Origin of the sequence: Salegentibacter holothuriorum, assembly GCF_900168045.1 — a bacterium.
Lineage (GTDB): Bacteria > Bacteroidota > Bacteroidia > Flavobacteriales > Flavobacteriaceae > Salegentibacter > Salegentibacter holothuriorum.
This window is the reverse complement of sequence record NZ_FUYY01000002.1, coordinates 882,159-904,299: the sequence shown is the minus strand read 5'-3', so window position 1 is coordinate 904,299 and position 22,141 is coordinate 882,159. Positions and strand designations below refer to the sequence as shown.

Genomic DNA, 22,141 nt, shown 5'->3' with positions numbered 1-22,141 from the left:
TTTTTCAGGATTTATTAACGATTTCTACCACCGCAGTTTTAAAGTGTCTTCCATATTTTATAATAAGAAACCTCACAGAAACCGTAAAACGATATACTGTGAGGCTCATACGAACACTAAAAACTACTACTTCAATCAAACATCTGTTCGTACACTTTTACATTATTGATGCTAGCCTGGATATTTTGTTGCTGCCTGTTTAATTTAGAGCTAAGACTAGGCGGCAAATCCTTTTCTTTGGTTATTTCTTTATAATCTTCTAAAGCCACTTTTTCACCACGTAAACTTTCCTCTAACAGAGCCTCATCATTATCACCCTCAACAGAAGATTTTAGTTTCATCCAGGCACGATGCATATTTCCTGTAGCACTACCTTTTTCTTTAGGCACTTGCCCATATCCGGTAATTTCCTCTCTCAATTCTTTTATAAAAATTTCTCTTTCTTCAGATTTTTGTCTGAAAAATTCCTGTAATTTCTTGTTTTTAGCATTATCGGAAGCTGAGCTAAAACCTTCTTTCGCGTCATAACTTTTTTCCAGTAATTCATTGAGCTTTTCACCCATTTCTTCTTTTGTCCTCATATTCAAATTGTTTTTTTTCTAAATCTTAAGCCTTGGCTTTTATAGATTTTAATTTATTAAGTGCAGCAACAATTCCATTTTTCTGTTTTAGTAATAAATTTGCTGTGGTTGGCGGAATTTCAGGATTCTTTAGAACCTCTTCATATTCATCTGCAGCAACCTGCTCCCCTCTTACCGCCTCTTCCAACGCAGCTTCATCTTTATTAGAAGACAGGCTGCTTTTAAGATTCATCCAGGTACGATGGGCATCTCCGGCCAAACTGGAACCTTTTTCGGGGTTCTCCCCAAAATCGCGGATTTCAGTTTCAAGCTCGTGGCCAAAATCGTAACGCTCTTGAGCACGTTCAGAAAAAAAAGCCTTCAGCTGCGGGTTATTCGCATTTTCAGCAGCATATTTATAACCTTTCTCGGCATCATTATTCTTCTCTAATAAGATATTTAGTTCTTTAGCAACCTTCTCAGAATACTTCATTGTCACTAACTTTTACTTAAAAATTACAACTTAAAGATAAAACGCAATTTTCACAGCAAAAAGCTGTTTAACAGGGTTTAGCACTAATTAACTGCTTTTAACAACAGCAGCTTTTTTTCACTAAAAAACTTCATAATTTTTACCTTAATTCCGCTCACTAATTGATGCTGTTTTTTTTACAGTCAACTTCTTGTGTATTAGAAAAATGTAGTATCTTTGCAGCCTTATTAATAATCGGGGTCGGGAACCCCACAATTTAATTTTTATGCCAGTAAAATTAAGATTACAAAGACACGGTAAAAAAGGAAAACCTTTTTTCTGGATCGTAGCCGCAGATGCGCGCTCAAAAAGAGATGGTAAATTCTTAGATAAATTAGGAATCTATAATCCAAACACCAACCCAGCTACTATCGAGTTAGATGTAGACGGAGCGGTAAAATGGTTAGAAAATGGTGCACAGCCAACAGATACGGCTCGTGCTATTCTTTCTTACAAAGGAGTTCTACTTAAAAGACACCTTGCCGGTGGCGTTAAAAAAGGTGCTTTAACTGAAGAAGAAGCTGAGAAGAAATTCGAAGCCTGGTTGGAAGAAAAAGAAGCTAAGATCGCTGCTAAGAGAGACAACCTGACTAAAGAAGAACAAGACGCAAGAAAGAAAGCTCTTGACGCTGAAAAAGAGGTTAGCGCTAAGCGTGAAGCTGAAGCAAAAGAAGCCGAAGCGACAGCTACTGCTGAAGCTGAAGCTGCTGCAGTAACCGAAGAAGGTGAACCAGAGGCTAATGCAGAAAAGCAAGTTGATCAAGAGACTGCTGAAGAAGCAAAAATCGAAGAAAAAAAAGGCTAAAACCTTAACTGGCGATGACTAAAGACGAATGTTTCTTTTTAGGTAAAATCGTTGGTAAATTTAGCTTTAAGGGCGAGGTGCTTATCAAATTAGACACCGATGTTCCTGAAATGTATTTAGAAATGGAATCAGTGCTCATTGAATATAATGAGAACCTGGTTCCATTTTTTATTGAAAGAAGTAACCTACAAAAAAGCACCTTACTACGTGTTAAATTTGAGGATATAGAGACTGAGGAAGATGCCGAAGACCTTGTAGGCGCACTCACTTATCTTCCCCTTACCATGCTTCCGGAACTGGAAGACGATCAATTCTACTTTCACGAAATTATAGGTTTTGACGTAATAGATGCCACTCACGGCAATATCGGCAAGATCACTTCTATAAACGATAGTACTGCACAAGCGCTTTTTGAAATTCAAAAGGGGGAAAAACAAATCCTTATCCCTATGAACGATGAGTTTATAGATAAAATAGATAAGGAAAACAACACCATTTATTTAACTACTCCAGAAGGTTTGGTGGAGCTGTATCTCAGTTAGCAGTTTTTAGTTGGCAGTTTGCAGAAGTTTTAATCGTCATTGCGAGGAATAATTCGACGATAGGAGAATTAAGACGTGGCAATGTTTTGTATAGATAAGCATTCCTTATTTTTACTCTTGAAGAGATTGATTCAGCTGAAAAAAATCAGCTTTGCAATGACACTTGAATGAACTATTTTCGTCATTGCGAGGAATAATTCGACGGTAGGAGAATTGTGACGCGGCAATCTTTTCTTAGTTCCCTGATCTTCTCAATAATTATTTTTTTATGATAGAGATTACTTCAGCCGTAAAAAATAGCTTCGCAATGACGCCTGAATGAACTATTTTCCGTCATTGCGAGATACAATTCGACGGTAGGAGAATTGTGACGCGGCAATCTTTTCTTAGTTCCCTGATCTTCTCAATAATTATTTTTTTATGATAGAGATTACTTCAGTCTTAAAAAACGACTTCCCAATGACAACCAACTTGCTTTAGTTATTGCGAGCCACGAAGGAGCACAGCAATCTTATGTTATTTATCCTAAAATCATATCTTTAGAAAGATCAATCCAATCTGGATTCTGAGCGTTTACAAGTTTTTCTTTTCGGGCTCGGTTTCCAGCTTTAATTTTCTTTTCATATTCAATCGCCTGAGTCACATCACTAAACTCTTGAAGATAAACCAGTTTTTCGCAATTATATTTAGCAGCAAAACTTTTGTTTACTTTACTTTTGTGCTCAAACATCCTTTTTTGAAGATTGGAAGTAACTCCAGTATAAAGAACTGTACTGTTTTTGTTGGTAATTATATACACCCAGGATTTTTGCATTCGATAAATAAACTAATAAGTTGTCATGAAATCTAGAAGGGTTTTCCTATAATATGAAGCAGATTGCTTCAGCCGTAAAAAAAAACGGCTTCGCAATGACGCTGAAGTTGATTTTCCGTCATTGCGAGAAAGGCGATAGCCTGACGCGGCAATCTTCCCTTTTTAAACTGAAACACATTGAAGCCCACTCTCTTTTTCAATTCAAAAGATTGCTTCAGTTGCAAAAAAAGCAACTTCGCAATGACGTGCTTCAAAATAATCTGTCATTGCGAGATACAATTTGACGGTAGGAGAATTGTGACGCGGCAAATCTGTTCTATTTAAATTGGACCAAGCTCAAAGTTACCATTGTTTTCAATTCAAAAGATTGCTTCAGTCGTTCCTCCTTCAATGACGTTCTACTCAAAACTTTGTATTTAATGATTCAATTCCAAAACAAAAATCCGTTTCCAATTAAGGAAACGGATTCTCAAATCTTCAAATTATATAATATTCAAATGTTTTCTAACCTACAATATTCACGATCTTACCCGGAACAACAATTATTTTTTTAGGAGTTCTTCCGTCTAATTGTTTTTGAGTTCGCTCATCTGCCATTACGGTTTTTTCAATTTCATCTTTTTGCATATCCAGCGGCAACTCCATTGTAAATCGCATTTTTCCGTTGAAAGAAACCGGGTAATTTTTAGTGCTTTCCACCAGGTATTTTTCTTCAAAAACCGGGTATTTTGCAGTCACCACAGATTCTGGATTCCCTAGCTTGTTCCATAATTCTTCTGCTATATGAGGCGCGTAAGGCGCAATAAGTATAGCCAAAGGCTCAAGCACCTCTCTACTGCTACATTTTTGTGCAACAAGCTCATTTACACAGATCATAAAGGTAGATACCGATGTATTGAAACTGAATTCTTCGATATCTTCAGTTACCTTTTTAATGGTCTTATGCAGACTTTTTAAAGAATCGGCTGAAGCTTTTTCTTCTAAAACTTCAAACTGCTCGCCCTTGTGATACAGTTTCCAAAGCTTTTTAAGGAAATTATGCACTCCGGTGATTCCCGCAGTATTCCAAGGTTTCGCCTGCTCTAAAGGCCCAAGAAACATCTCGTACATCCTAAGTGTATCAGCGCCATAGTCTTCACAAATATCATCGGGATTCACCACGTTGTATTTGGATTTCGACATTTTTTCGACTTCGCGTCCTACTATATAAGCCCCTCCCGGCCTCCCCGAAGGGGAGGAGTCAGCACCGTAGATTTCCTCATTGTCTAAAATAAACTTCGCGTCTTTAAATTCCGGACGCCATTTTTTAAAACCTTCGATGTCTAATTCATCTGAATGATTTACTAAAGAAACATCTGCGTGAATTGGCTGTATATTATTTTCTCCAATCAGGTTTTTTGAGACAAAAACATTTTCCCCTTCCAGTCTATAAACAAAAGCACTCTGCCCCAAAATCATTCCCTGGTTAATCAGCTTTTTAAAAGGTTCTTCTACCGAAAGATATCCGCGGTCTCGTAAAAACTTTGTCCAGAATCGGGAATATAATAAGTGACCGGTGGCGTGTTCGCTTCCACCTATATATAGGTCTACATTTTCCCAGTAGTCTTGTGCTTCTTTAGAAACAAATTCCTCATTATTTCCAGCATCCATATAGCGGAATAAATACCAGGAACTTCCTGCCCAACCAGGCATGGTATTCAGCTCTAATGGAAATACCGTTTCATCGTCAATTTTATCATTATTCACTACCTCGTTAGATTTTGTGTCCCAGGCCCAATCGGTAGCATTCCCTAATGGTGGTTCACCTGTTTCGGTAGGAAGGTATTTTTCAACCTCGGGAAGATGCAAAGGTAAATGTTGCGCATCTATCATTTGCGGCATTCCGTTTACGTAATACACCGGGAAAGGCTCACCCCAATAACGCTGACGACTAAAAACCGCATCCCGCAATCTATAATTGGTTTTCCCGTAACCGTGACCGGTTTTTTCTAATTCTAAAATCACTTTTTGAAGCGCTTCCTTGTATTCGAGTCCGCTAAGAAAATCGGAATTTGCGATTACCGTTCCTTCTTTTCCGGAGAAAGCAGCTTCAGAAATATCAGCATTTTCAAAGATATTTTTAATCGGAATATCAAAATGTCTCGCAAAATCGTAATCGCGCTGGTCTCCACAAGGAACGGCCATTACGGCACCGGTCCCATAACCTGCAAGCACATAATCCCCAATCCAGATTGGTATAGACTCACCTGTAAAAGGATGTTCGGCATAAGCACCGGTAAAAACCCCGGTAATACTTTTCACATCGGCCATACGTTCGCGCTCGCTACGTTTAGCACTGGCAGCGATATAGGCTTCAATTTCTTCTTTTTGCTGAGGTGTGGTTATCTTTTTTACCAGTTCGTGTTCCGGAGCCAAAGTCATAAAAGTCACTCCAAAAATAGTATCTGGCCTGGTGGTGAAAACACTAATGCCCCCCGCCCCCGAAGGGGGGGATTTTTGGGCTTTTTCACTAATATCTGGTTGTTCCGAAAGCGTAAATTCTATTTTTTCAATTACTGAATCTATACTTCCAATTACCTCTTCATTTCTAAACCTCATAACTCTGAATCCTTCATCATTAAGAATTTCAGAACGTTTTTCATCTTCCTCAACTTGAGTATCGTGAATCCCTCCATCAACCTCAATTACCAATCTCTTAGAGAGACAAACGAAATCAACTATAAAATCATCAATTAGATGTTGTTGACGGAATTTATATCCTAAATTTTTGTTTTTAAGATAGCCCCATAGAATTCTTTCTGCATCAGTTGGATTATTTCTGTTTTCCTTAGCTTTTTCAAGTAAAAGTTTAGAGTTGTTTCCCCCGGTCATATAACCAGGCGCTGCTTTCTCTTCCCCTTCGGGGAAGGATAGGATGGGGAATTTCACCATCGCCCCAACCGATTTCCCTATCCAGTTACGCTGACTTTCCTTTAAACTCTCCGTCCAGTCCAATTGATCTAAACCTTGCAATAACCGTTCTGAAAATGCAGAAATTCGCATACTCCATTGCGTCATTTTTTTACGAACCACGGGATAGCCACCACGTTCGGAAACACCGTTCACAATCTCGTCGTTAGCTAAAACGGTTCCCAGTTGTGGGCACCAGTTTACTTCGGTTTCCGCTAAATAGGTAAGTCGGTATTTTAGTAATATTTGTTGTTTTTCTTCCGAAGAAAAAGCATTCCAGGCCTCAGCTGAAAATTCCTCAACATCATCATCACAAGCGGCATTTAAACGAGAATTTCCTTCCGCAGAAAAGATATCTTCAAGCTCTGAAATATTTCTTGATTTTTCAGCTTCCATATCATACCAACTCTCAAAAAGTTGAATAAATATCCACTGTGTCCATTTATAATATTCGGGATCGCTGGTGCGCACTTCTCTACTCCAGTCAAAAGAAAAGCCTATTTTATCTAGCTGTTCGCGATATCTTTTAATATTCTTAGCTGTGGTAAGCGCGGGGTGTTGCCCGGTTTGAATTGCATATTGCTCGGCCGGTAGCCCAAAACTATCGTAACCCTGCGGATGCAGCACATTAAAACCTGAGTGGCGCTTGTAGCGTGCATAAATATCACTGGCAATATAACCCAACGGATGCCCTACATGAAGCCCTGCTCCCGATGGATATGGGAACATATCCAACACATAATATTTAGGTTTATCTGATGAATTGCTGGCGCGAAAAGTTTGATTTTCGGCCCAGTATTTTTGCCATTTGGCTTCAATTTCGTTGAAGTTGTAACTCATTGTTTTGTTTTTCTTACCTGCTAATTACGCGTAACGCGACTTTATATTAATGCCTGCAAATTTACAATTTTAAACCACTTATGGGAATTTAGGGAGAAGGGATTAGAAGATAAGTTTTTAATTGAGATTTCCCTATAAAATTTTAGTTTTCAGATTAATTTAAACGAATTGTTTATCTTAGTATAGGTTTAAAAATTTCGAAATGAATCTACAGGAGGAAAAAATATCGCTTGCCCAAATATTAATGGAAACCAATGATCCTGAATTAATTAGATCTATTCGTGAAATTCTAAGAGAAAGAAAACCATCTGATTTTTGGAACAAACTTTCATCTGAAGAAAAAGCTGAAATTGAAGAAGCTGACAAAGAAATAGCCCGGGAGGAAACAACTTCTTATGAAAATTTCATTAAAAAGCACAGATAATGTCTCGGGAGGTAATTATCACAAAAACTGCTGAGAAAAAGCTTATTAAGCTATTTGATTATTTGAGGGAAAATTGCTCTAAAAAAGTGAAAGATGAATTTCTTAGAAAATTAGATCACAACCTTAAAATTATAAATCCGTCCCGAAATATCTCCAGAATCTCAGGATAAACCCGGTTTACAACGCGCTATAATTACAAAACAAACCACAGTTTTTTTATCGGTTTAATAACTCTGAAATCATCCTGGTTACAATTGTCGATACTCGCCAAAATCCCGAAAGCCTTAAGAAGGGTTTGTAGTTCAGGGATTCTTCATTTTAAAATTCAGGTAAGTTTAAAATTATTACATCATCTATTTTCTTTCAATAGGCTTTGTCTCTTTATTTCATTAAATTTATAGAGAATTGACGATAAAAGAGGGATGAATCTAGAAGCTTTACAATATTTAGACCTTTAAAATCGCAACAATCTGACTAACTCTATTTTTTCAAAAATCTCTATATGAACGTGATACACGTAAGCGCTGAATGTTACCCTATTGCCAAAGTTGGTGGCCTGGGAGATGTGGTAGGTTCTTTACCAAAATATCAGGAACAGGCGGAAGTTGGTGCCAAGGTAGTGATGCCATTTTATGATAATAAATTTACCGCTGCGCACAAATTTGAAAGTGTCTACAATTCTGAAATGGTTTTAGGACAAGATATTTATCCTTATAAAATTCTGAAATTAAAAAAAGATGTCCTGGATATTGAAGTCCTGTTTGTGGATATTCCTGAACTTTTATTTAAAGATTATGTTTACTCCGCAGATGATACTGCGCGCTTTACCGCTTTTCAGATTGCGGTATTGGATTGGATGTTGACCCTAAAAACCAAACCTTCCATAATTCACTGCCACGACCATCATACGGGATTGATCCCTTTTATGGCGCAGGAGTGTTATAAATATGAAGCGCTGAATCAAATTCCTGTTATTCTTACTATTCACAACGCGCAATACCAGGGCTGGTTTGCCCACGATAAAGTACATTATCTACCGGCTTTTGATATTTCTAATATTGGTTTATTGGATTGGGACGGTGTTATAAATCCATTGGCTGCGGGAATAAAATGCGCCTGGCGAGTAACTACGGTTTCCCCAAGTTATATGCAGGAATTACAACAAGCTGCAAATGGTTTAGAAAGTTTACTGAGCCACGAAAATGAAAAATGTGTTGGAATTCTAAATGGAATTGACACTGATGTATGGAATCCCGAAACCGATGAATTTATCGCTAAAAATTATTCAGCAAAAAATATTCAGACCGGGAAAACAGCTAATAAAAAATGGCTATGTAAAGAATTTGGTTTTTCAGCTTCAAAACCATTATTCGCTTTTATAGGAAGATTGGTTTTCGAAAAAGGTGCCGATTTACTACCGGAAGTATTTGATGAAATTCTGTCAAAAAAAGAATGCAATATTCTCGTTTTAGGCTCTGGAAATCCCGAAGTTGAAGACAATCTAAAAGCATTAGAAAAAAAACATAAAGGCGTTTATAACACTTTTATTGGTTATGATGAAAAACTTTCGCACCTTATCTATGCGGGCGCAGATTTCTTATTAATGCCTTCCCGCGTTGAACCCTGCGGACTAAACCAATTATATTCCCTTCGTTATGGAACCATCCCGGTTGTGCGAAGTATAGGCGGCTTAAAAGATACCGTTATAGATGTTGAAGATGGTGGTTTTGGGTTTTCGCACCAGGAAGCTTCAGAAGCTGATATTCTTCAAACTTTAAACAGAGCTATAGCATTTTATAAGGATCAACCCGCATTTAAAAAAACCAGAAAACATATTATGGGCATTGACCATTCCTGGAATGTTTCGGCCCAACAGTATATCGATTTGTATAATTCACTAAAAAGCGACTAATCATGCTAAACGACAAAGTATTATCGGTTATTCTTGGAGGCGGGCAGGGCACCAGGCTCCATCCCTTAACAGAAAGCAGGTCTAAACCTGCCGTGCCTATTGCAGGTAAATATAGGCTGGTAGATATCCCCATATCTAATTGTATTAATTCGAAGCTTAAAAGAATGTTCGTGTTAACCCAGTTTAATTCCGCTTCATTGAATCAGCATATTAAAAACACTTATCATTTTAGCTTTTTTAGTTCGGCTTTTGTAGATGTTCTGGCGGCAGAACAAACTCCAAATAATAAAACCTGGTACCAGGGAACTGCTGATGCGGTTAGACAGGGAATGCATCATTTTAAAAATCATAAATTCGAGTATTTTCTTATTCTTTCGGGGGATCAGCTTTATCACATGGACTATAATTTAATGGTACAGCAGCATATAGATTCCGGCGCCGATATCACCATTGGCACTATTCCGGTTAACGCTAAAGATGCTCCCGGTTTCGGAATTATGAAAACCGATAAAGACAATAATATCACCTCATTTATCGAAAAACCGAAATCTGAACTTTTACCCGACTGGACTTCACCTGTAGGTCCCGAAATGGAAGCTGAAGGCCGAAATTATCTTGGCTCTATGGGGATTTACGTATTTAATCGTGATTTATTATTTAAACTTATGGATGATCCTAACACCGTAGATTTTGGTAAGGAAATAATTCCGCAGGCCATAGGAAATAAAAAAGTTTGCGGTTACCAATTTGAAGGTTACTGGACAGATATTGGGAATATAGAATCTTTCTTTGAAGCAAATATTGGCTTAACCGAAGACATCCCAAAATTCAATCTTTACGACATGGAAAACCAGGTGTATACTCACGCCAGGATTCTTCCAACTACGAAATACACCAATACTAAGCTTAAAAAAGCGGTTATTGCTGAAGGCTGTATTATTCATGCTGATGAAATTGAATCTTCAGTGATTGGTGTCCGGTCCAGAATTGGAAAAGGTTCGGTTATAAAAAACTGCTATATGATGGGAACCGACTTCTATGAATCTTTAGAAGAAATTGAAAAAAATAAAATTGAAACACTCGCGGGAATAGGAGAAAATTGCACGATAGAAAATGCAATAATCGATAAAAACTGTAGAATTGGAGATAATACTACTATAAAAGGAGGCGCACATTTAGAAGATACAGAAACAGATTCTTATGTGATAAAAGAAGGCATTGTAGTACTTAAAAAAGAGGCGGTAATTCCACCCGGAACAACTATAGGATAATATGGCAGAAGTTATAACGCACAGTTTATTTTCAGAATTTGATATTAATTTATTTAAGTCGGGGAAACATTACCGACTTTATGAGAAATTTGGCTCCCACACACTCACTTTAAATAAGGTTAAAGGAACTTATTTTGCCGTCTGGGCTCCGGGTGCGAAACAGGTTTCGGTAATTGGAGATTTCAATTTCTGGAAAGATGGCGAACATCTTTTGGATGTGCGTTGGGATGGCAGCGGCATTTGGGAAGGTTTTATTCCAAATGTTGAAAAAGGAAATTTATACAAGTATAAGATCCATAGTAACCATAACGAAATTATTACCGAGAAAGCCGATCCTTATGCGAGGCGCTGTGAACATCCGCCAAATACAGCTTCGGTGGTTTGGGAAGACGACTATAAATGGAAAGACAAATCCTGGCTACAAAAACGAAAAAAGAATAATTCTTTACAAGCTCCTTACTCGGTTTACGAAGTGCATTTATCTTCCTGGAAGAAAAAAACAGATGAAAACCGGTCACTTTCCTATTGGGAACTTGCTACCGATTTAGTTTCTTATGTTAAGGAAATGGGCTTTACCCACGTAGAGTTTATGCCTATTATGGAATATCCGTATGACCCGAGTTGGGGATATCAAATTACCGGATATTTTGCGCCAACTTCCCGTTTTGGCTATCCAGATGAATTTAAATTTTTAGTAGATAAACTTCATGAAAATGACATTGGAGTGATCCTGGATTGGGTGCCTTCACATTTTCCGGAAGACAGCCACGGACTCGGTTATTTTGACGGAACACATCTTTATGAACACCCCGACCCTAAAAGAGGTTACCATCCCGATTGGAAAAGTTTGATTTTTAACTACAGTCGAAATGAAGTAAGGGCTTTTTTAATTAGTAACGCTTTATTCTGGTTAGAACAATTTCACATCGACGGCTTGCGGGTAGATGCTGTAGCCTCTATTCTTTACCTGGATTATTCCCGGGAAGAAGGTGAATGGGATCCCAATGAGTACGGTGAAAATAAAAACCTGGAAGCCATCTCGTTTTTAGAAGAATTGAACAAAGAAGTTTATGCCTCTTTTCCCGATGTACAAACCATTGCCGAAGAATCTACCGCTTATAGCGGGGTTTCAAAACCGGTTTTTTTAGGCGGACTTGGGTTTGGGATGAAATGGATGATGGGTTGGATGCACGATACACTTCAATATTTTTCTAAAGAACCTATATACCGTAAACATCATCAAAACAACATTACTTTTTCCCTTACTTATGCTTTTACAGAGAATTTTATGTTGCCTTTATCCCACGATGAAGTGGTTTACGGCAAACATTCTATTTTAGGTAGAATGCCGGGAGACGAATGGCAGCGTTTTGCCAATCTACGCCTACTTTACGGATATATGTTTACCCATCCGGGAACCAAATTACTGTTTCAGGGTTGTGAATTTGGCCAAAGTGAAGAATGGAATTTCCAGAATAGTTTAGACTGGCATTTATTGGATTATGCACCGCATAAAGGAATTCAGAAGGTAATTAAAGCTTTAAATAAACTCTATAGATCTGAGCCCGCTTTATATGAAAATCAATTTGTGCCCGATGGCTTTGAATGGATCGATTACAGCGATGCCGAGAATTCGGTTATTAGTTTTATTAGAAAAGGAAATGAGCCTAAAGATAATTTAATTATTGTTTGTAATCTCACCCCAATTCCGAGGGAAAATTACAGAATTGGTTTACCAGAAGAAGGTGTGCTTAAAGAAGTTTTTAATAGCGATAAAAAGAAATTTTATGGTTCTGGCAAATACATCAATAAAACTATTAAAACCACAGAGCACAAATGGCATTCCAGAAACTATTCAACAGTAATAGATATGCCACCTTTGGCGATGGTAGCCTTAAAATATTCTTCTTAGTTAAATAAACAATAACGATACACTTAATAAACACTCACAAATACTTTAATAATTCTAACTTATATTTGCAAACTATTCTGTTTTTTCACCTTACAGTAATCCATTATAAAATATGATCACGAATACCGAGTTAGAACAAAAAGGAAACGCATTTCCATCTAATGTAATTTCTTTTCGCAAAGATGTTGATACGCTTTATTTTACCACAGAAAACGATGTGGCTTTACAAATCACAATTCTTAGAGATGGCTTACTGCGGTTTAGGTATTCTACAACCGGTATGTTTGCTAATGATTTTTCTTATGCAATCACCAAATATGCGAGTATTGGTTACAACCAGTTAGATATTGAAGAAAAGGAAGATTGTTACAGTATTACCACTTCCAAGATTATATGCGAGGTCTCCAAGAAAGGTTTACTCATCAAGATCTATGATAAGGCAGACGGAAGCTTGATAAACCAGGACGAACTGGGTTTCCATTGGGAAGATAGTTATGAGTTTGGCGGTGATATTGTAAAAATGAGTAAGGTTTCTCACGATGGGGAAAGCTATTTTGGACTTGGCGACAAACCGGGAAATCTAAATTTAAAAGGAAAACGCTTTGAAAACTGGGTAACCGACTCTTATGCCTACGGAAAAGATACCGATCCTATTTATAAAACCATTCCGTTTTACACCGGGCTTCATAATAAAAAAGCCTACGGAATCTTCTTTGATAATACTTTTAGATCATATTTTGATTTTGCCCAGGAAAGACGTTTTGTTACCAGTTTTTGGGCACAAGGTGGCGAGATGAATTATTATTTTATCTACGGCCCAAAAATGACCGATGTTGTAGAATACTATACCGATCTTACCGGAAAACCAGATCTACCACCACTTTGGGCTTTAGGATTTCACCAATGTAAATGGAGTTATTATCCTGAAAGCAAGGTAAAAGCAATCACTTCTAAATTTAGGGAATTGCAGATTCCTTGTGATGCTATTTATTTGGATATAGATTACATGGAAGGTTTCCGTTGCTTTACCTGGAACAAAGAATATTTCCCAGATCCAAAACGAATGGTGAAGGAACTTGAAGATGATGGTTTTAAAACTGTAGCAATTATAGATCCGGGGATTAAAATTGATAAAAATTACTGGGTATACAAAGAAGGACTTGAAAACGATTATTTCTGTAAACGTGCCGATGGTCCTTATATTAAAGGAAAAGTTTGGCCTGGCGAATGTTATTTCCCAGATTTCACCAATCCTAAAGTAAGAGAATGGTGGTCTGGATTATTCAAAGAATTAATTGAAGATATAGGTGTTAAAGGTATCTGGAACGATATGAACGAGCCTGCGGTAATGGAAGTACCCAATAAGACCTTTCCGCACGATGTAAGGCACAATTATGATGAAAATCCCTGCAGTCATAGAAAAGCCCACAATATTTATGGGATGCAAATGGCACGCGCAACCTACCACGGAGTAAAAAAATTCTCGCATCCTAAACGTCCGTTTGTAATTACAAGAGCGGCTTATTCGGGAACGCAAAGATATACCTCAACCTGGACCGGAGATAATATCGCGAATTGGGAACATTTGTGGATCGCTAATGTGCAGGTACAGCGCCTGGCTATGTCCGGTTTTTCATTCGCCGGAAGTGATATTGGTGGTTTTGCTGAACAACCTCACGGTGAACTTTTTACCAGGTGGATTCAATTAGCAACCTTTCACCCATTTTTCAGAGTACATTCTTCCGGAGATCACGGCGACCAGGAACCCTGGACTTTTGGTGAAGATATTACCGATATTGTACGTAAATTCATTGAATTACGCTACCAACTCCTTCCGTATCTATATACCGCTTTTTGGGATTATACCGAAAAAGGAATCCCGTTGGTAAAATCTCTGGTAATGTTTGACCAGGAAGACGTGAACACCCATTACAGGATAGACGAATTTATTTTTGGCAACAGTATACTTGCCTGCCCAGTTCTAGAACCTAACGCTAAAGGTAGACGTATGTATATTCCGCGAGGGCAATGGTATAACTACTGGACCGATGAATTGGTTAAAGGCGGAAAAGAAATGTGGGTAGATGCCGACCTGGATAGTATGCCTGTTTTTATAAAAGAGGGCGCAATTATCCCGAAATATCCCGTGCAACAATACGTGGGAGAAAAAAAGATAGAGGAAATTACCTTAGACATTTATTACAAAAAAGGAAAGGAAGATTCTCAGTTCTTTGAAGATGCTCAAGATGGTTACGACTATACCAAAGGGCGTTTTTGCTTAAGAAGCTTTAAACTTACCGGAAGAAAAAATCAGCTGGTTATTCAGCAGCATAAAGAAGGTTCTTTTGAATCTGATTGTAAGAAATTTAAACTACAGATACACGGATTGCCGTTTGATGTAAAAAATATTCAATTGGACAATGAAACTAAATCCCTGGAACAGCTGCATAGTAACGGATGCCTTACATTAATGATAGATGAAAACTTTTCTATATTAGATTTAAATGGAGGAAACGAGGAATAGTTAAGTATTCCTCGCTTCCTTTTCCATAGGCAATAGACACTCGTAGATCATTTTATTTACGGGTGTTGCAATGCCTAATTTTTGGGCTTCTTTTACTATAAATCCGTTGAAATTCTCTAATTCTGAAGGTCTTCCTGCCATAATATCGCGTTGTGTAGAAGCGGTAGTTCCCTGTGATTGATTTTGAATGATCTCAAAAGCCTTTTCCAGATGTTCTTCTGCCAGTGGAATTCCCTTAGCATTTGCTACCAATTTAATTTCCCTAGCGGTTTTTAGCAATAGATCATATAAATATTCGCCTTCCCTAATTTTATCTATAGAAACCCGGGTTAGCCCGCCAAGACCGCTAATTGTGGCAATAAACAAAAACTTCTTCCAAATTTCCAGCTGAATATTTTCAGGATTAAGATTGGTGATTTTTGCCTTATCAAAAATCGTCTTTAAGCTTTGAATTCTTTCTGAATTTGAATTATCAATTTCGCCGAAAGTGATTCTGGGTTCAAAAGAAACGTGTTTTATCTTTCCCGGACGTTCCACAAAGCTTATAAGGTGGCAAAGCCCGGCCAACACATTTTGGTTCGGTAAAATTTCCAGTAATTCTTCAACATTATTTGCTCCATTTTGTAGTGGTAAAACCATGGTTTCAGTCGAAATAACAGGTTTCAGTTGCTTTGCTACTTTCTGTATTTGCCAGGATTTAACTCCTAAAATCACCAGATCTGGAGTAGGAACTTCAGCTAAACTATCAGTTGCGAGTTTAGGTTTCACTTTAAAATCCCCATTGATACTTTCAACTTCAAGTCCGTTTTTCTTAATCGCCTCCAGGTGTTTACCGCGGGCAATAAGCGTCACGTTAAAACCAGCTTGAGCGAGTTTTCCACCAAAATAGCCTCCTACGCCTCCGGTTCCGAAGATTAAAATATTCATAAGTTTTGTGCTTTTTGAGATTAATTAAAAAGTATGTCTAAAAATTGATTGAAATTCTTATTCTCCCCCGAAACTTCGGGATATTTCAGCATCTAAGTTAATGAACATATTAGAAGCTGAAACAAGAAATCAGCTTGACGAATTTAGAAATTATCAAGTATAACTTATTGTAGGTTCGGGGAAAAATATTTTTTGTCTTCGCTAATTTTTTCAAACTTTAAACGTTTTAAATATATTGAACGCTTATCTTTTTTATTTTTACAAAAAATCTGAAATCGCCCTATGAGCACATCCTTTGAAAAATACCAGAAACGCCGCCTGGTATCTTCTTATTTTTCGGTAGTGATTAGTATTGCTTTAGTACTTTTTTTATTGGGAATGCTGGGATTGCTGGTTTTAAACACCAAAAAAGTAGCCGATCATTTTAAAGAACAAATCGCTCTTACGGTATATTTAAAAGATAATGCCAAAGAAGTTGAAATAGAACAACTCAAGAAAAGCCTGGCTATGGCAGATTATACTAAGTCTACCACCTATGTTTCTAAAGAGGAAGCAGCCGAGGCACATAGCAAGGAAATAGGCGAAGATTTTATGGACTTTTTAGGTTATAACCCTTTACAAAATTCCATAGATGTTTATATGAATGCCGATTTTGTCTCTGGCGAACAGGTAGATGCCATTGCAACAGATCTTATTTCTAAAAATTTCGTAGATGAGGTGGTTTACGATAAACCACTTATCGCTCTTTTAAATGAAAACGTAAAGAAAATTAGTTTATGGGTACTTATTGCCAGCGGAGTTTTCACATTTATTGCGGTATTGCTTATAAACAGTTCCATTAGACTTTCAGTATATTCTAAACGATTTATTATAAAAACCATGCAAATGGTAGGTGCTACCAAAGGATTTATTCGCAGGCCATTTATCTGGCAAAGCGTAAAACTGGGAATAATTGGAGCTATAATTGCCCTTACAGGAATGGCAGGCGCATTATATTACCTTAACAACAGTTTCCCCCAACTCTCTTTAACTTCAGACGTTAAACTACTTGCCGGTTTGTTTATAGGGGTGTTTGCATTGGGAGTGTTAATTACCTGGTTAAGCACCTTTTTTGCCACCTCAAGGTTTCTAAACCTAAAAACCGATGAGCTTTATTATTAAGCTATTTAATTTACCAGGTAAACAGCACTATTCCTACATAATCTCTATGTAATTCCTACAAGTTTTATTAGTTTTGCAGTAGAAGAAAAATCTTAAAATAGGCGATTCGAAAACGTTTTAGCCCTTGTAAAGTATTAATAAACAAGGAGTTTACTCCATGCAAATCCCCAACAAGTCTTAAATTAAATCTGCGCAAACCTGACTCTCGTCATAAATTCTGCTGAATTTCTACCCCAACTTTGTATCAACTTAAAAACCTAATATCATGAATGTTTTAAAATCATATCAATTACTACTCACAGGAGTGTTTTTTATGTTGCTAACCGCAGGAAGTATGATTGGCCAAAATTTTAGAATGGACAATTCTTCAGAAATTATTGTTGAAGGAACTTCTAATATCCACGACTGGGAAATGAAGGCTAATTCTAAAAAAGGTAACGCCACAATCACTACAGAAGAAGGAAAACTTACAGGAATTTCCAGCCTAGAGGTTAGCGTTGCTGCCGAAAGTTTAGATAGCGGAAAAGGTGGAATGGACAAAAATGCTTATAAAGCGCTTAACACTAGCGAATATAAAAACATAGAATTTCAACTTGAAGAAGTTAAAAAAATTGAAGCTAAAGGTAGCGACACTTACCAGGTAGATGGTCTTGCTACACTAAAAATTTCAGGAGTTTCTAAACAGGTTCCTGTAGAATTCACAGTTAAATTAAATGGAAATAAATTACAAATTAATGGCAAACAAAATATCAATATGACGCATTTCAAAGTAGACCCTCCTACTGCTATGTTTGGAACAATTACAACAGGAGAAGAACTAACTATTAAATTCAAATCAACATTTTCTAAATAACTATTCAATTTAAAACTATTACAATGAGAAATTCAATTAAATATTTCGGAATTGCCTTAATGATGGCGGCAGGCTTTCAGGCACAAGCACAAGAGGTAGAAGGAAAAACTATATGGGACAGAGATCTTTCTAACTTTAGAGAAAGAGACCAACGCGGTGTCAATGATTTTGAAGCTAAAAAAGATACTGATACTGAGTTTGATGGAGTACAGGTAAGAGTAGGTGGTGCATCTACTATCCAGTTCCAGTCACTAGATCACGAATCTGATGCGGCTGAACTTCAAAATCTTGAAGCTAACTTTAACCTTGCAACTGCTAACCTTGATCTTGATGTATTGCTTTACGATGGCGTTAGAATGCACTTAAGAACATATCTTTCTTCTCAACACCATACTGAAGCCTATGTAAAAGGTGGTTATATCCAGATTGACAAATTAGACTTCGTAAGCGAAGGGTTTGCTCAAGGTCTTATGGATCACCTGAGAATTAAAATAGGTCACATGGAAAGTAACTATGGTGATGCACACTTTAGAAGAACAGACAATGCTCACTCACTTCACAACCCATTTGTAGGAAACTATTTAATGGACAGTTTTACTACAGAAGTAGGTGCTGAAGTATATATGTTCAACGGCCCTTGGTTAGGTATGGTAGGATTTACAAACGGTAAATTAAACCAGTCTACTGCCGGTGATGGTGAAACAGACCCTACTTTCCTTGCAAAACTTGGATATGACAACCAAATTAATGAGGACTTTAGATTTAGATTAACTGGATCTCTTTTACACAGTGGACATAACTACGGCCGTGGTAACTACCTTTACACAGGTGACCGTGCAGGTACTCGTTACTACAACGTAATGACTGATGTTGATGGAAACGGGCCTGGATTTAGAGCTGGACGTATCAACCCATCTTTCAAAAATGAGATGACATCTGTAATGATCAACCCATTCATTAAATATGGCGGACTTGAATTCTTCGGAATCATTGAAACTATAAGTGGTCAAGACAAAAACGATACTGATTCAAGAACATACAACCACTATGCAGGTGAGCTTCTTTACAGATTTGGTGCAAACGAAGATTTCTACTTAGGAGGTCGTTATAGCACTGTAGACGGTGAACTTGACAATAATACTGACATTAGCGTAAACCGCTTCCAATTAGGTGCAGGTTGGTTCATGACAAAGAACATTCTTGCTAAATTGGAATATGTTAACCAGGAGTACAACGACTACCCTGTAGGAGACATAAACAATGGAGGTCAATTCAACGGGATTACGCTAGAAGCAGCGATTAGTTTTTAAGTTGAATGTTGAGCCCCGGATGTTATCTCTAAGAGATTCTCCGGGGCTTTTTATTTTCTGATTTCAGCAAGTTTTCAGTAAAAATCTATTGCATATCTTTATAAAAATGCCCTAATTTAATCAGGATGAAAACTTACTTCCTATTTTTATTCGCTTTATTTCTTAGTTTTTCGGGCCTGGCACAAACTAGCTTAGAGACCCGCGAAATTGTCATCCTGCCCAACAGTAGCCTAAGTATTGCCGGCACTACAAACATCAATGAATTTAAATGTGATTTTAATCCACTTTCCTTTAAAAACGAAAGCTTTAAGGTTCACTATATTGATAAAGAACGTGCCCTAATCTTCAAAAACAGTATCCTTACCTTGGAAAATAAAAATTTTGACTGTGGACACAGGAAAATCAATAAAGATTTTCACGACCTTCTCAAAACTGAAAAATACCCGGAGATTTTTTTGAAAATAAAAAAAATAGATCTCAACAAGGAAGACGACGCTACAGTAACATTAAGTTTTACCATTGCAGGAATTGAAAACGATTACCGCTTTCCAATTGAAATCACCTGGAAAAACGAAATTCGTTTTGAAGGCAAATTAGAACTAAACATCAAAGACTTTAATCTACAAGCACCTACCAAAATTTTTGGCTTAATTGTAATAGATGAAGAAATTGAGATCGATTTTAATTTAAATATAAAAACTTAAAATTGTGAACAATCCAAAGATATTATCGGCCCAGCAGGCTGTTGCTATAGTAAACTCGGGTAATCGTATTTTTATTCAGGGTGCTGCAATGACGCCTATAACACTAATTAATGCATTATGCGAGCGCTATAATGAATTGACAGATGTAGAAATTCTTCAAATTCATACAGAAGGAAAAGCAAAATATACCGAAGAACCTTACTCAAAAGCTTTTCATATTAATAGCTGCTTTGTTGCCGGAAACGTGAGAAGTGCAATTAATTCTAATAAAAGCACATATATTCCTATTTTCTTAAGTGAAATTCACAATCTTTTCAGAAGAAATCTTCTCCCATTAGATGTAGCATTTATACAGGTTTCCCCTCCCGATAAACACGGCTATTGCTCACTTGGGGCTTCCGTAGATATCACTTTACCAGCTATTCAAACCGCAAAAAAAGTAATTGCACAAATAAACCCAAAAGTTCCCAGAACACACGGTGACGGGATTATTCACAGTAGCCAAATTGATGCGGCCATAGAAGTAAATGAACCTATTTTTGCCAAAAGCATTACAGAGCCCACCGAAATTGAAAAGCAAATAGGTAAACATGTTGCCGAATTAATTGAAGATGGTGCTACCCTACAAATGGGTATTGGGGGTATTCCTAATGTGGTTTTAAGCAACCTTCAAAACCATAAAAACCTGGGAATTCATACCGAAATGTTTTCTGACGGAATTTTACCACTTGTTGAATCTGGTGTGATCACGGGTGCAAACAAAGAAATAAAAACAGGAAAACTGGTTACTTGTTTTGCGCTGGGTTCACCTGATTTATATAATTTTATAGACGATAATCCTATAGTTCATTTTAAAGAAGCGGCATATACAAACGATACTGCTATTATTAGGCGTAATCCAAAAGTGACTGCAATAAATTCGGCTATAGAAATAGATCTAACCGGCCAGGTTTGTGCCGATACGATTGGGAAATATCAATTCTCTGGAGTTGGCGGGCAAATGGATTTTATAAGAGGTGCAGCCCTTTCTGAAGGCGGCAAACCTATTATCGCCATGCCTTCTATTACCAAAAACGGAATCTCCAAAATAGTACCTTTTTTAAAAGAAGGTGCCGGTGTAACCACCACAAGGGCACACGTGCATTATATAGCAACAGAATATGGTGTTGTAAACCTCTATGGGAAAAACCTCAAGCAAAGAGCAAAAGAACTTATTGCTATAGCACATCCAGATCACAGAGAGCAATTAGAAAGAGATTATTATACCCAGTTTAGTTAAGTTATTTTTTACAAACCGGCATACAAAAGTGGCTTAAGCATCTTTTAACCTCCTTTTTCCTCTTATGATTTGACTCATAAGACAAGCCTATTCTTAATCGTAATTTTGATCCCAAATCAAAAATTATGAAACTTTATAATAATTTACTGGCAGATTTTAAAGAATTGAGTTTAGCCCATTATACATTGGGGATTATTGCCTCCAGTTGCCTGGGATCTGTAGCTGCTATGTTAATTCTAATGAATGGGCATACACTTTTTGATATGTTTCAACTATTTATTGTAGTGAGTGTTTGCATGAGCTATAACGCTTTGGTTTTAGCTCAATTTAAACCAAAAATAATATTTAATTCGTTGTTAATAAGTCTGGCAACATCTGCTATCTTTATCATTATTAATATTTTCTAAAACCTTTTTATGTCAGCCGATATTAAAACCCGGGAAGATGTTTTTTTACTTGTTTCCAGTTTTTATAAAAAAGTAAGAAAAGACCCTGAGATTGGTCACTTCTTTAATGAGGTTATAAGGGACTGGGATGCCCATCTCGAGAAGTTAACCGATTTCTGGGAGAGCAACCTCTTTTTTAAAGCTTTGTATAAAGGAAACCCACAAAAGGTTCATGTACAGGTAGACCAGGAAAATAACCAGGAAATTTCTTCCTATCATTTTGGGATATGGCTAAACCTGTGGTTTGAAACCATAGATGAATTATTTGAAGGTGAGTTAGCCAACCGGGCTAAAAATAACGCCAGGAAGATGTCTTCCCATTTATATTTAAAAATGTTTCAGGCAAGAGAAAGTAAGGCATAAAAAAGCTGTCTGT

General features: G+C 37.2%; 19 protein-coding genes. 14 read left to right on the top strand and 5 right to left on the bottom strand.

Translation table 11 applies throughout. The features are described from left to right. Positions 1-131: 131 nt before the first annotated feature. On the bottom strand, positions 132-581 hold the full coding sequence (locus B5X51_RS08455) for a ferritin-like domain-containing protein (RefSeq protein ID WP_079720707.1): 450 nt from the start codon (positions 579-581) through the stop codon (positions 132-134). 25 nt (positions 582-606) lie between these two features. Further along, a complete protein-coding gene (locus B5X51_RS08450) occupies positions 607-1,053 on the bottom strand; it encodes a ferritin-like domain-containing protein (RefSeq protein ID WP_079720706.1) in 447 nt (148 codons plus the stop codon). A 265-nt stretch (positions 1,054-1,318) separates the two neighbouring features. Between B5X51_RS08450 and B5X51_RS08445 the strand changes: the two genes are divergently transcribed. Both B5X51_RS08445 and rimM read left to right on the top strand, forming a co-directional pair. Further along, complete coding sequence (locus B5X51_RS08445; RefSeq protein ID WP_079720705.1) at positions 1,319-1,897, top strand: 30S ribosomal protein S16; 579 nt, start codon at positions 1,319-1,321, stop codon at positions 1,895-1,897. Positions 1,898-1,911: 14 nt separating this feature from the next. Beyond that, the gene (gene rimM, locus B5X51_RS08440; RefSeq protein WP_079720704.1) at positions 1,912-2,439 is read left to right on the top strand and encodes a ribosome maturation factor RimM; all 528 of its coding nucleotides are present in this window, start codon (positions 1,912-1,914) and stop codon (positions 2,437-2,439) included. Between the two features lie 520 nt (positions 2,440-2,959). Here rimM and B5X51_RS08435 read toward each other — a convergent pair. Further along, positions 2,960-3,253 (bottom strand): GIY-YIG nuclease family protein, encoded by a 294-nt coding sequence (locus B5X51_RS08435; protein ID WP_079720703.1) that lies wholly within the window; start codon positions 3,251-3,253, stop codon positions 2,960-2,962. 504 nt (positions 3,254-3,757) lie between these two features. After that, a complete protein-coding gene (gene leuS, locus B5X51_RS08425) occupies positions 3,758-7,042 on the bottom strand; it encodes a leucine--tRNA ligase (RefSeq protein ID WP_079720701.1) in 3,285 nt (1,094 codons plus the stop codon). A 202-nt stretch (positions 7,043-7,244) separates the two neighbouring features. On the opposite strand from leuS, the gene B5X51_RS08420 reads away from it, so the two are divergent. From B5X51_RS08420 to B5X51_RS08395, 5 genes are all read left to right on the top strand, one after another. Beyond that, the gene (locus tag B5X51_RS08420) at positions 7,245-7,466 is read left to right on the top strand and encodes a hypothetical protein (RefSeq protein WP_079720700.1); all 222 of its coding nucleotides are present in this window, start codon (positions 7,245-7,247) and stop codon (positions 7,464-7,466) included. Between the two features lie 502 nt (positions 7,467-7,968). After that, positions 7,969-9,378 (top strand): glycogen synthase, encoded by a 1,410-nt coding sequence (locus tag B5X51_RS08410; protein ID WP_079720699.1) that lies wholly within the window; start codon positions 7,969-7,971, stop codon positions 9,376-9,378. Positions 9,379-9,380: 2 nt separating this feature from the next. Beyond that, the gene (locus tag B5X51_RS08405; protein ID WP_079720698.1) at positions 9,381-10,649 is read left to right on the top strand and encodes a glucose-1-phosphate adenylyltransferase; all 1,269 of its coding nucleotides are present in this window, start codon (positions 9,381-9,383) and stop codon (positions 10,647-10,649) included. A 1-nt stretch (position 10,650) separates the two neighbouring features. Further along, positions 10,651-12,561: a 1,4-alpha-glucan branching protein GlgB gene (glgB, locus tag B5X51_RS08400; protein WP_079720697.1), complete on the top strand. Its 1,911-nt coding sequence runs from the start codon at positions 10,651-10,653 to the stop codon at positions 12,559-12,561. 112 nt (positions 12,562-12,673) lie between these two features. Beyond that, positions 12,674-15,085, top strand: a complete 2,412-nt coding sequence (locus B5X51_RS08395; RefSeq protein WP_079720696.1) for a glycoside hydrolase family 31 protein — start codon at positions 12,674-12,676, stop codon at positions 15,083-15,085. Here the strand turns inward: B5X51_RS08395 and B5X51_RS08390 are convergent, their stop codons facing one another. Beyond that, positions 15,086-16,012 (bottom strand): ketopantoate reductase family protein, encoded by a 927-nt coding sequence (locus B5X51_RS08390; RefSeq protein ID WP_079720695.1) that lies wholly within the window; start codon positions 16,010-16,012, stop codon positions 15,086-15,088. Between the two features lie 282 nt (positions 16,013-16,294). On the opposite strand from B5X51_RS08390, the gene B5X51_RS08385 reads away from it, so the two are divergent. The 7 genes from B5X51_RS08385 to B5X51_RS08355 all read left to right on the top strand — a co-directional run bounded on the left by B5X51_RS08385 (position 16,295) and on the right by B5X51_RS08355 (position 22,128). Beyond that, entirely contained in the window at positions 16,295-17,173 is an 879-nt protein-coding gene (locus B5X51_RS08385; protein ID WP_079720694.1) for a cell division protein FtsX, read from the top strand. A gap of 265 nt (positions 17,174-17,438) precedes the next feature. Then, positions 17,439-18,026, top strand: a complete 588-nt coding sequence (locus B5X51_RS08380) for a YceI family protein (RefSeq protein ID WP_079720693.1) — start codon at positions 17,439-17,441, stop codon at positions 18,024-18,026. A gap of 59 nt (positions 18,027-18,085) precedes the next feature. Continuing rightward, the gene (locus B5X51_RS08375; RefSeq protein ID WP_245828719.1) at positions 18,086-19,336 is read left to right on the top strand and encodes a hypothetical protein; all 1,251 of its coding nucleotides are present in this window, start codon (positions 18,086-18,088) and stop codon (positions 19,334-19,336) included. Between the two features lie 125 nt (positions 19,337-19,461). Continuing rightward, complete coding sequence (locus B5X51_RS08370; protein WP_079720691.1) at positions 19,462-20,040, top strand: YceI family protein; 579 nt, start codon at positions 19,462-19,464, stop codon at positions 20,038-20,040. Positions 20,041-20,044: 4 nt separating this feature from the next. Beyond that, positions 20,045-21,319 carry an acetyl-CoA hydrolase/transferase family protein gene (locus tag B5X51_RS08365; protein ID WP_245828718.1) on the top strand — a complete coding sequence of 425 codons (1,275 nt, stop codon included), beginning with the start codon at positions 20,045-20,047 and terminating at the stop codon, positions 21,317-21,319. A gap of 125 nt (positions 21,320-21,444) precedes the next feature. Then, entirely contained in the window at positions 21,445-21,726 is a 282-nt protein-coding gene (locus B5X51_RS08360) for a hypothetical protein (protein WP_079720689.1), read from the top strand. Positions 21,727-21,735: 9 nt separating this feature from the next. Beyond that, positions 21,736-22,128: a group III truncated hemoglobin gene (locus B5X51_RS08355; RefSeq protein ID WP_079720688.1), complete on the top strand. Its 393-nt coding sequence runs from the start codon at positions 21,736-21,738 to the stop codon at positions 22,126-22,128. Positions 22,129-22,141 lie beyond the last annotated feature (13 nt).

What these genes read in the sequence shown, in the direction of transcription:
- B5X51_RS08455 (WP_079720707.1), bottom strand. Translation starts at nt 581, where the DNA reads ATGAGGACAAAAGAAGAAATGGGTGAAAAGCTCAATGAATTACTGGAA.
- B5X51_RS08450 (WP_079720706.1), bottom strand. Translation starts at nt 1,053, where the DNA reads ATGAAGTATTCTGAGAAGGTTGCTAAAGAACTAAATATCTTATTAGAG.
- B5X51_RS08445 (WP_079720705.1), top strand. Translation starts at nt 1,319, where the DNA reads ATGCCAGTAAAATTAAGATTACAAAGACACGGTAAAAAAGGAAAACCT.
- rimM (WP_079720704.1), top strand. Translation starts at nt 1,912, where the DNA reads ATGACTAAAGACGAATGTTTCTTTTTAGGTAAAATCGTTGGTAAATTT.
- B5X51_RS08435 (WP_079720703.1), bottom strand. Translation starts at nt 3,253, where the DNA reads ATGCAAAAATCCTGGGTGTATATAATTACCAACAAAAACAGTACAGTT.
- leuS (WP_079720701.1), bottom strand. Translation starts at nt 7,042, where the DNA reads ATGAGTTACAACTTCAACGAAATTGAAGCCAAATGGCAAAAATACTGG.
- B5X51_RS08420 (WP_079720700.1), top strand. Translation starts at nt 7,245, where the DNA reads ATGAATCTACAGGAGGAAAAAATATCGCTTGCCCAAATATTAATGGAA.
- B5X51_RS08410 (WP_079720699.1), top strand. Translation starts at nt 7,969, where the DNA reads ATGAACGTGATACACGTAAGCGCTGAATGTTACCCTATTGCCAAAGTT.
- B5X51_RS08405 (WP_079720698.1), top strand. Translation starts at nt 9,381, where the DNA reads ATGCTAAACGACAAAGTATTATCGGTTATTCTTGGAGGCGGGCAGGGC.
- glgB (WP_079720697.1), top strand. Translation starts at nt 10,651, where the DNA reads ATGGCAGAAGTTATAACGCACAGTTTATTTTCAGAATTTGATATTAAT.
- B5X51_RS08395 (WP_079720696.1), top strand. Translation starts at nt 12,674, where the DNA reads ATGATCACGAATACCGAGTTAGAACAAAAAGGAAACGCATTTCCATCT.
- B5X51_RS08390 (WP_079720695.1), bottom strand. Translation starts at nt 16,012, where the DNA reads ATGAATATTTTAATCTTCGGAACCGGAGGCGTAGGAGGCTATTTTGGT.
- B5X51_RS08385 (WP_079720694.1), top strand. Translation starts at nt 16,295, where the DNA reads ATGAGCACATCCTTTGAAAAATACCAGAAACGCCGCCTGGTATCTTCT.
- B5X51_RS08380 (WP_079720693.1), top strand. Translation starts at nt 17,439, where the DNA reads ATGAATGTTTTAAAATCATATCAATTACTACTCACAGGAGTGTTTTTT.
- B5X51_RS08375 (WP_245828719.1), top strand. Translation starts at nt 18,086, where the DNA reads ATGATGGCGGCAGGCTTTCAGGCACAAGCACAAGAGGTAGAAGGAAAA.
- B5X51_RS08370 (WP_079720691.1), top strand. Translation starts at nt 19,462, where the DNA reads ATGAAAACTTACTTCCTATTTTTATTCGCTTTATTTCTTAGTTTTTCG.
- B5X51_RS08360 (WP_079720689.1), top strand. Translation starts at nt 21,445, where the DNA reads ATGAAACTTTATAATAATTTACTGGCAGATTTTAAAGAATTGAGTTTA.
- B5X51_RS08355 (WP_079720688.1), top strand. Translation starts at nt 21,736, where the DNA reads ATGTCAGCCGATATTAAAACCCGGGAAGATGTTTTTTTACTTGTTTCC.